Raw genomic sequence first — 8601 nt, forward strand, 5'->3', positions numbered from 1 at the left:
TCATCGGGGATTCATCGCGATACTGATTCATCGCGGTACTTCTGAGCGCGAGAGCTGGAAGAGAATCTCGTCGACTTTCTCTTTCGCGTCTCCGAAGAGCATCTGCGCGTTGTCGCGGTAGAAGAGCGGATTCTGCACGCCCGCGTATCCGGATGCCATCGACCGCTTGAAGACGATGACGTTGCCGGCCTCCCACACGCGGAGCACCGGCATTCCGGCGATCGGACTGCCGGGGTCTTCCGCGGCGGCGGGATTGACGGTGTCGTTCGCCCCGATGACGAGCACGACGTCGACGCTCGAGAGGTCGTCGTTGATCTCGTCCATCTCGAGCACGATGTCGTAGGGCACCTTCGCCTCGGCGAGGAGCACGTTCATGTGGCCGGGCAGCCGCCCGGCGACGGGGTGGATGCCGAAGCGCACGTCGACACCGCGCTCTCGCAGCTTCTGCACGAGGTCGGCGACGCCGTGCTGGGCCTGCGCGACAGCCATGCCGTAGCCGGGGGTGATGACGACACGGGACGCGCCGGCCAGGAGGTCGGCGGCGGCCTCGGCGTCGATCTCGCGGTGCTCGCCGTACTGCTCGTCGGAGCTCTTGGGCGCTTCGATGCCGAAGCCGCCGGCGATCACCGACAGGAATGAGCGGTTCATCGCCTTGCACATGATGTAGCTGAGGTACGCACCCGACGACCCCACGAGCGCGCCGGTCACGATGAGCAGGTCGTTGTCCAGCAGGAAGCCCGCGGCGGCTGCGGCCCATCCCGAGTAGCTGTTGAGCATCGATACGACGACGGGCATGTCGCCGCCGCCGATCGAGGCCACCAGGTGCCAGCCGAGCGCCAGCGCGAGCAGGGTGACGGCGATCAGGAGCCACAGCTCCGGCGTGATCACGTACCAGACCGTGAGGACGAGGAACAGGGCGAGCGCGCTGATGTTGAGGGCGTTCTTGCCCGGCAGCATGAGGGGCTTCGACGAGATGCGCGCCGAGAGCTTCAGGAACGCGACGATCGACCCGGTGAAGGTGACACCGCCGATGAAGACACCGATGAAGACCTCGGCGTGGTGGATGTCGGCGAGCACGCCTGTGAGCCCGGTGTCGTAGAGGGCGCCGTTCCAGCCGACCAGCACGGCCGCGAGGCCGACGAAGGAGTGCAGCAGCGCGATGAGCTCGGGCATCCCGGTCATCTGGACGATCCGCGCGCGCCACAGCCCGATCGCGGCACCGACGAGCACGGCAACGACGAGCAGCGTCAGCCCGAGCGCGCCCGACTGCCGGCCCCAGGCGCCGGCCGCCACCAGCACGACCGTCGCGACGAGCGCGATCGCCATGCCGACGATGCCGAACACGACGCCGCGACGACTCGTCTCGTGCTTGCTCAACCCCGCGAGGCTGAGGATGAACAGGAGCGCCGCGACGATGTAGGCGGCGCCCGCCACCTGGCCGGCCACCGCGTTCATCGGGTCTCACCCTTCTGGAACATCGCGAGCATGCGACGCGTGACGGCGAACCCGCCGAAGATGTTGATGGACGCGAGCAGCACCGCGACCGCGGCCAGGATCTGCACGGTGAGGTCGGGGACGGTGATCTGCACCATGGCGCCGACCACGATGATGCCCGAGATCGCATTCGTCACGCTCATGAGCGGCGTGTGCAGTGCGTGCGCCACGTGGCCGATGACATAGAAGCCGACGACGATCGCGAGGGTCAGCACCAGGAAGTGCTGCGGCAGCGGCGGTGGCGCGAACGCGCAGATCGCGAACAGCGCGGCGATGCCGGCGACGATCAGGCCTGTCCGGGCAGCGGTCGACATGGGCTTCTTCGGTGGCACCGCGGGCGCAGCATCCGTCGTCTTCGTCGCGGCGGGGGCGGCGGACACCTGCACCGGCGGCGGCGGCCAGGTGACCGCTCCGTCCCGTACGACCGTCACGGTGCGCTGCACCACGTCGTCGAAGTCGAGCGTCAGCTCGCCGTCCTTGCCGGGGGTGAGGAGCTTGAGCAGGTTCACGAGGTTCGTCGCGAACAGCTGCGAGGCCTGCTGGGGCAGACGCCCGGGGAGATCGGTGTAGCCGAGGATCACGACGCCGTTGTCGGTCACCACCTTCTCGCCCGCGACCGATCCCTCCACGTTGCCGCCCTGCCCGGCGGCCATGTCGACGATGACGCTCCCCGAGCGCATCGAGGCGACGTCGGCCGCCGTGATCAGGCGAGGCGCCGGGCGCCCCGGGATGAGCGCGGTGGTGATGATGATGTCGACGTCGGCCGCCTGCTCCGAGTAGATCTCAGCCGCGCGCCTGTCGTACGCCTCGCTCGTCGCCTTCGCGTAGCCGTCGGAGGAGACCTGCATCGCCTCATCGGGCACGACGACCGCGAGGTACTCGCCGCCGATCGACGCGACCTGGTCGGCGACCTCCGGCCGCGGGTCGGTGGCCCGCACGATCGCACCGAGGCTCGACGCCGCACCGATCGCCGCGAGCCCGGCCACACCCGCGCCCGCGACCAGCACCTTCGCGGGCGGCACCTTCCCGGCCGCAGTGACCTGGCCGGTGAAGAAGCGCCCGAACTCGTGCGCCGCCTCGACCACAGCGCGGTAGCCGGCGATGTTCGCCATCGAGCTCAGCACGTCCATCGACTGCGCGCGCGAGATGCGCGGGACCGCGTCCAGAGCGATCGCCGTGATCCCTCGCGTCGCGAGCGACTCGACGAGGTCGGGCCGCAAGGCCGGACTCAGCATCGCGACGATCGTGGCGCCGTCTGCGAGCCGGTCGATCTCTGCCGGCGTCGGCGCGTTGACCTTCAGCACGATCGGCGACGCCCACGCCGTGGCGCCGTCGACGACCGTTGCACCCGCGTGCACGAATGCGGCGTCGGGGAACGACGAGCCGGCACCGGCTCCGGCCTCGACGACGACGTCGTAGCCGAGCGCGATGAGTTTCGGGACGGTGGTCGGAGTCGCGGCCACCCGGGTCTCTCCGGGTGCTTCGGCGACGATGCCAATGCGGGTCATGCGTTCCTCTGGATCGGGTGGCGCAGCGTGACGCTGCGGCGCGTCCGCAAGCCCATTCTCGATGCTCGCGGCGACGCCTCCACCATGTCAGACCGCGACGCAGATCCCGCGTGCATTGCGCCCGACACGATGACAAGAATCACAGAATTTGCTGCCAGCACGCCACAATCCCTCTTCTTCGCAGCGGTCGTCCCTTCTGGCGAAACCCACACGCTCGCGCCAGGCGGTTCATAGCGCACGGCGAAGGTCGTCGTAAGTGCGACGCATATCGATGGAGGCATGAACAAGAAGAGCAGCGCGAACACGAGCACCCGCACGCGCCGGGTACGCAACGTCGTCATCGCCTCCGGTCTCGTCGTCGCGCTCTCGGGCGGCGCCGGCGCGGTGTGGGCGGCCGACCGATTTCTCGTCGAGCACGTGGAGATCGCCGACGTGTCGGAGTATGAGGCGCAGAACTCGACGGTCGACTCCACAACGGATTCGACGACGGATGCTGCCACCGACGCCACGGTCACCGACACCTCCTACTCGGACGGCGCCACGTCGATCACGATCTCCACCGTCACCGAGGGCTCCGGCTCCGACACCGTGACCTACTACGTCGCCGACGTGACGCTGTCGGACGCGACCGCGCTCGCAAGCGCCTTCGCGAAGGACCAGTTCGGCGAGAACATCACCGAGCTCACCAGCCAGATCGCCGCCGACAACGGCGCGATCTTCGCGATCAACGGCGACTACTACGGGTTCCGTGACACCGGCATCGTGATCCGCAACGGTGTGGTGTTCCGCGACGAGCCGGCCCGCGAAGGACTCGTGTTCTACACCGACGGACGTGTCGAGGTGTACGACGAGACGACGACGTCCGCGGAGGAACTGCTCGCCGACGGTGCGTGGAACACCCTGAGCTTCGGCCCTGCGATCGTGGAGGACGGCGCGGTGGTCGACGGCATCGAGACGAAAGAGATCGACACCAACTTCGGCAACCACTCCATCCAGGGCGACCAGCCGCGAACGGCCGTCGGGGTGATCGACGAGAACCACCTCGTCTTCGTCGTCGTCGACGGCCGCCAGCCCGGCTACAGCGAGGGCGTCACCCTCACCGAGCTCGCTGACATCATGCTCGACCTCGGCGCGACCACCGCGTACAACCTCGACGGCGGCGGCTCGTCGACGATGTACTTCGACGGGGAGGTGATCAACTCGCCCTCCAACGGCGGCGAGCGCGGCACGAGCGACATCCTCTACATCGCCGACGCCTCCGCCGCGGAGTGACGCCGTGATCGTCCTCATCCCCGCCTACGAGCCGGGGTCGCGACTCGAACCGGTCGTCGCCGGCGTGTTCGCGGCAGACCCCGATGTCGAGGTGGTCGTCGTCGACGACGGGAGCGGCCCAGCCTTCACCGCCACGTTCGATCGCGTCGCGGGGCTCGGCGCGACGGTGCTGCGCCACGACGTGAACCGCGGCAAGGCGGCGGCTCTTCGCACCGGGTTCGATCACGCGATGTCAGCCCACCCCGGCGGCGACGTCGTCACCGCCGATGCCGACGGGCAGCACACCGTGCACGACATCCTCCGCGTCGCCGACGCGCTCCGCGAGGACGCGGCCGACGGCGTCCCGATGCTCATCCTGGGCTGCCGGGCGTTCACCGGGAACGTTCCGCTGCGCTCTCGCGCCGGCAACGCCATGGCCCGCGGGATATTCCGGCTCGCGGCGGGATGGGCGCTGAGCGACACGCAGACCGGACTGCGCGGCATCCCCTCGGAGCTGCTCGCGTGGGTGCGCGCACAGCCGGGCGAGCGGTTCGCGTACGAGCAGAACGTCCTGCTGCGCTGCCGCCGTGACGGCGTCGCGACCCGTGAGGTGCCGATCGAGACGGTCTACCTCGATGGCAACGCGTCGAGCCACTTCCGGCCCGTCGTGGACTCGCTGCGCGTCATGTTGCCGCTGGTGCTGTTCGCGGGGTCGTCGCTGCTGGCGTTCGCCGTCGACACCGTCGTGCTCCTCGCGCTCAATGCGCTCACGGGCCTGCTCGTGCCGTCGATCGTGGCGGCGCGCGTCGTGAGCGCCTCGGTGAACTTCGCCGTCAACCGTCGCGTGGTCTTCCGAGGGGAGCCGAGGGGACGGATGCTGCGCCAAGGCGCTCGCTACGCCCTGCTGGCCGTCGCGCTCCTGGCGTCGAACATCGTGTGGCTCGATGCGCTCACGCGCTACGGCGTCCCGCTCGTCGTGGCCAAGATCGCGACCGAGGCGGTGCTGTTCGTGACGAGCTACGGCGTGCAGCGGTCCTTCGTCTTCGGCACTCAGCAGGCCCGGGCCGAACTCGTAAGCCGCCCTGACGCCCGTCATAGGAGCCCCATAGCGGCCGCGGCTCGAATGGATCAGAGCGAACACCCCATCGGGAGGAACCCATGACCACCAGCGCGCTGATCCTCATCGGCATCGACCTGGCTGCCGCCCTCGTGCTGAGCCTCGGCCTCTACTACCGCCGGCACCACCGCCGCGACCTCGTCGTCGCGTTCCTGGGGGTGAACGTCGGGGTGATGTCCGTCGCCGCCGTGCTCGGCACCGCCGAAGTCGCTCTGGGGCTCGGTCTCGGCCTGTTCGGCGTGCTGTCGATCATCCGGCTGCGCTCGTCCGAGATCTCGCAGCGCGAGGTCGCGTACTACTTCGCGGCGCTCGCGATCGGGCTCGTGACCGGCCTCCCCCAGACCGACCCGTGGCCGGTCGCCGCGCTCGTCGCCCTGATCCTCGCGGTGCTCTGGGGCGCCGATCACCCGGCGCTGCTCTCGCGGTCGCGCCACCAGGTCGTGCGTCTCGACCGCGCCGTCGCCGACGAGCACGAGTTGCGGGCCGACCTCGAGGAGCGCCTCGGCGGCACGGTCGCCTCGACCACCGTGCAGGAGCTCGACCTCGTCAACGACACGACGCTCGTCGATGTGCGCTATCGGGTGCCGCGAGGAGCGGCGCGCCCCGCCGCTACCCGAGGCAGGGCCGCGGCCGCCCCGGCGATGCAGGGAGCGGCGCGATGACGACCTTCGACCGCTTCGACCCGGTGTCGCTCGACGCGCTCGTGGCCGAGGCATCCTTCCTCACCCGCGTCGACAGGAAGTACGTCGTGCCGCGCGAGGTCCTCGAGGCCGTGCTCACCACGCTCGACCCCGGCACCCGCGTGCTCGAGATCGACGGCGCCCGCGATTTCGCCTACGAGTCGGTGTACTTCGACACCCCCGACCTGCTGAGCTTCCGGATGGCGGCCCAGCCCCGCCGTCGGCGCTTCAAGCTGCGCACGCGCAGCTACCTCGACACCGGTACGTCGTACCTCGAGATCAAGACGCGCGGCGCCCGGGGCACGACCGTCAAGGAACGCGACGAGTACGACCCGAGCGCCCGCGACCGGCTCACCGACGACGCCCGCGACGATGTCGCCGATGCGTTCGCGACGATCGGGGTCGCCTCGGAGCGCGCCGACGAGCTCGACGCGACGCTGCTGACCCGCTACCGACGTGCCACCCTGCTCGCCGCCGACGGAGCCGGACGCGCCACCGTCGACACCGCGCTCGAGTGGATCGAGCCCGACGGACACGGCTTCGCCCTTCCCCACCTCGCGATCGTCGAGACGAAGTCGGGAGCCCGCCCGTCCGACGTCGATCGCGCGCTCTGGCGCGCCGGTCACCGGCCCGCGACGGTCAGCAAGTACGCCACCGGCCTCGCGGCGCTCCACCCGACCCTCCCCCGCAACCGCTGGGCGCGGCTGCTGCGCGGTCCCTTCGACCCGTCGCACCGCGCTGCGCCCGCGACCCACCCGACCACCGCCACCCACAAGGAGGACGCATCATGCTCCGCAAGCCCCACCGCCGCGCTATCGAGCCCCACCACCGCCCTATCGAGCAACGTCGCCGCCTGATCCTCGCGGCCACGCCACTGGCCCTCGCCGCGGTCGTGCTCGCCGGCTGCGCGACGCAGACCGCCTCCTCGACGACCACCCCGACCACCGACGCCTCGACCACCGAGACGGCGGCCGTCGTCGACTCCGACCTCAGCGCCGCCGCGGTGCTCGCCGCCAACGCCGACGTCACCGTCGTGCAGGACGACGAATGGAGCGAGACGGATGCTGCGGACATCACGCTGTCGGGCAGCACGGCATCGAGCGACTCCGACGCCGTGACCGTCGACGGCTCCACCGTCACCATCACGGAGGCCGGAGTGTTCCGGCTGTCCGGGTCGCTCGGCGGACAGGTGGTGGTCGCCGCTCCCGAGGACGCGCAGGTCGTGCTGATCCTCGACGACGCCGATATCTCAGCATCCGATTCCCCTGCCATCACCGTGACGAGCGCGGACGATGTCGCCATCTCGCTCGCGGCCGGCAGCGACAACAGCGTCTCGGACGCGTCGTCGTACGAGGAGGACGCCGACGCGAACGCTGCGATCTACGCCGGCGCCGACCTCACGATCTCGGGCACCGGTGCGCTGACGGTGTCGGGCAACGGCAACGACGGCATCACGAGCACCGACGATCTGGTGATCCTGTCCGGCGAGATCACGGTCGACGCAGTCGACGACGCACTGCGGGGCAAGGATTCGCTCACCGTCGAAGGCGGCACGCTCGAGCTCGCCGCCGCCGGCGACGCGCTCAAGAGCGACCAGACCGACGACGCGACGCAGGGCTTCGTCGTCATCGGCGGTGGCACCGTGACGGCCGAAAGCGGAGACGACGCGATCGCGGCGGCGACCGATGCGGTCATCACGGGCGGCACTGTCACGCTGACGGCGGGCACGGATGCCGCGACCTCGGACGACTCGCCCAAGGGCGTCACCGCGGGTCTCGTGGTCGCGATCGACGGCGGCGACGTCACGATCGAGGCCATGGACGACGCCGTGCACTCCGACGGATCGATCGGGATCGGCGGCGGCAGCGTGACCGTGTCAGCCGGGGACGACGGCATCCACGCCGAGCAGCGCCTCGAGATCCGCGACGGCACCGTGACCGTCGCCGAGTCGTACGAGGGCCTGGAAGCGACGGACGTCGCGATCTCGGGCGGGACCGTCGACCTCACGTCGAGCGACGACGGCGTCAACGCCGCGAGCGGGGCCGCGGCCGACGCACAGGGTGGCGGCATGGGGGGCGGCGGCGAGCAGGACACGGGTGAGACCCTCACGATTTCGGGCGGCAGTGTGCGCGTCGAGGCGGTCGGCGACGGCCTCGACTCGAACGGCACGATCTCGGTCACCGGCGGCACCACCGTCGTCAGCGGGCCGAGTTCGGCCGGCGGGCAGGGCGCGCTCGACGCGAACGGCGAGATCGCCATCGACGGCGGCGGGCTTTTCGTCGCCGGGTCGGTGCTGGTCACGCCCACCGGCACCCAGCCGTGGGTGGCGGCGACCGCCAGCGGTTCGGCGGGTGACACCGTGGAGGTGACGGATGCCTCGGGCGCGGTGATCGCGAGCTTCGAGGCCGATCAGAGCTTCAGCGCCGTGTTCTACAGCGGCCCGGTGGTCGCCGACGGCGGGTCGTACACGATCACCGTGAACGGCGTCACGGCGGCCACGGTGTCGGAGGGCGTGAACGTCTCCGGCGGCGGGATGGGCGGGGGCATGGGC

At 70.2% G+C, this 8601-nt stretch carries 7 protein-coding genes; 5 read left to right on the forward strand and 2 right to left on the reverse strand.

Going from position 1 to position 8601, the window contains the following annotated elements; all coding sequences use genetic code 11:
• Window positions 1–27: 27 nt before the first annotated feature.
• Together pntB and JNB61_RS17220 are read right to left on the reverse strand one after the other, a co-directional pair.
• Entirely contained in the window at window positions 28–1455 is a 1428-nt protein-coding gene (gene pntB, locus JNB61_RS17215) for a Re/Si-specific NAD(P)(+) transhydrogenase subunit beta (protein ID WP_220340433.1), read from the reverse strand.
• On the reverse strand, window positions 1452–3002 hold the full coding sequence (locus tag JNB61_RS17220; protein WP_220340434.1) for a Re/Si-specific NAD(P)(+) transhydrogenase subunit alpha: 1551 nt from the start codon (window positions 3000–3002) through the stop codon (window positions 1452–1454). Before JNB61_RS17220 ends, pntB begins: the two co-directional genes overlap by 4 nt.
• Window positions 3003–3281: 279 nt before the next feature.
• Here JNB61_RS17220 and JNB61_RS17225 point away from each other — a divergent pair, with 279 nt between their 5' ends.
• From JNB61_RS17225 to JNB61_RS17245, 5 genes are all read left to right on the forward strand, one after another.
• Complete coding sequence (locus JNB61_RS17225; protein WP_220340435.1) at window positions 3282–4274, forward strand: phosphodiester glycosidase family protein; 993 nt, start codon at window positions 3282–3284, stop codon at window positions 4272–4274.
• A gap of 4 nt (window positions 4275–4278) precedes the next feature.
• The gene (locus tag JNB61_RS20555; protein ID WP_220292874.1) at window positions 4279–5415 is read left to right on the forward strand and encodes a bifunctional glycosyltransferase family 2/GtrA family protein; all 1137 of its coding nucleotides are present in this window, start codon (window positions 4279–4281) and stop codon (window positions 5413–5415) included.
• The gene (locus JNB61_RS17235) at window positions 5412–6032 is read left to right on the forward strand and encodes a DUF4956 domain-containing protein (protein ID WP_220340436.1); all 621 of its coding nucleotides are present in this window, start codon (window positions 5412–5414) and stop codon (window positions 6030–6032) included. The genes JNB61_RS20555 and JNB61_RS17235 overlap by 4 nt, the downstream gene beginning before the upstream one ends.
• Window positions 6029–6907 (forward strand): polyphosphate polymerase domain-containing protein, encoded by an 879-nt coding sequence (locus JNB61_RS17240; RefSeq protein ID WP_220340437.1) that lies wholly within the window; start codon window positions 6029–6031, stop codon window positions 6905–6907. Before JNB61_RS17235 ends, JNB61_RS17240 begins: the two co-directional genes overlap by 4 nt.
• The coding region (locus tag JNB61_RS17245) for a carbohydrate-binding domain-containing protein (RefSeq protein WP_220340438.1) at window positions 6838–8601 on the forward strand (1764 nt) is incomplete at its 3' end. The genes JNB61_RS17240 and JNB61_RS17245, both read left to right, overlap by 70 nt.

This window comes from Microbacterium ureisolvens (assembly GCF_019511645.1).
Classification (GTDB): Bacteria; Actinomycetota; Actinomycetes; order Actinomycetales; family Microbacteriaceae; genus Microbacterium; species Microbacterium ureisolvens_A.

Bases quoted from the DNA above. Each gene is read 5' to 3' on its own strand.
- pntB (WP_220340433.1), bottom strand. From the start codon at position 1,455: ATGAACGCGGTGGCCGGCCAGGTGGCGGGCGCCGCCTACATCGTCGCG.
- JNB61_RS17220 (WP_220340434.1), bottom strand. From the start codon at position 3,002: ATGACCCGCATTGGCATCGTCGCCGAAGCACCCGGAGAGACCCGGGTG.
- JNB61_RS17225 (WP_220340435.1), top strand. From the start codon at position 3,282: ATGAACAAGAAGAGCAGCGCGAACACGAGCACCCGCACGCGCCGGGTA.
- JNB61_RS17235 (WP_220340436.1), top strand. From the start codon at position 5,412: ATGACCACCAGCGCGCTGATCCTCATCGGCATCGACCTGGCTGCCGCC.
- JNB61_RS17240 (WP_220340437.1), top strand. From the start codon at position 6,029: ATGACGACCTTCGACCGCTTCGACCCGGTGTCGCTCGACGCGCTCGTG.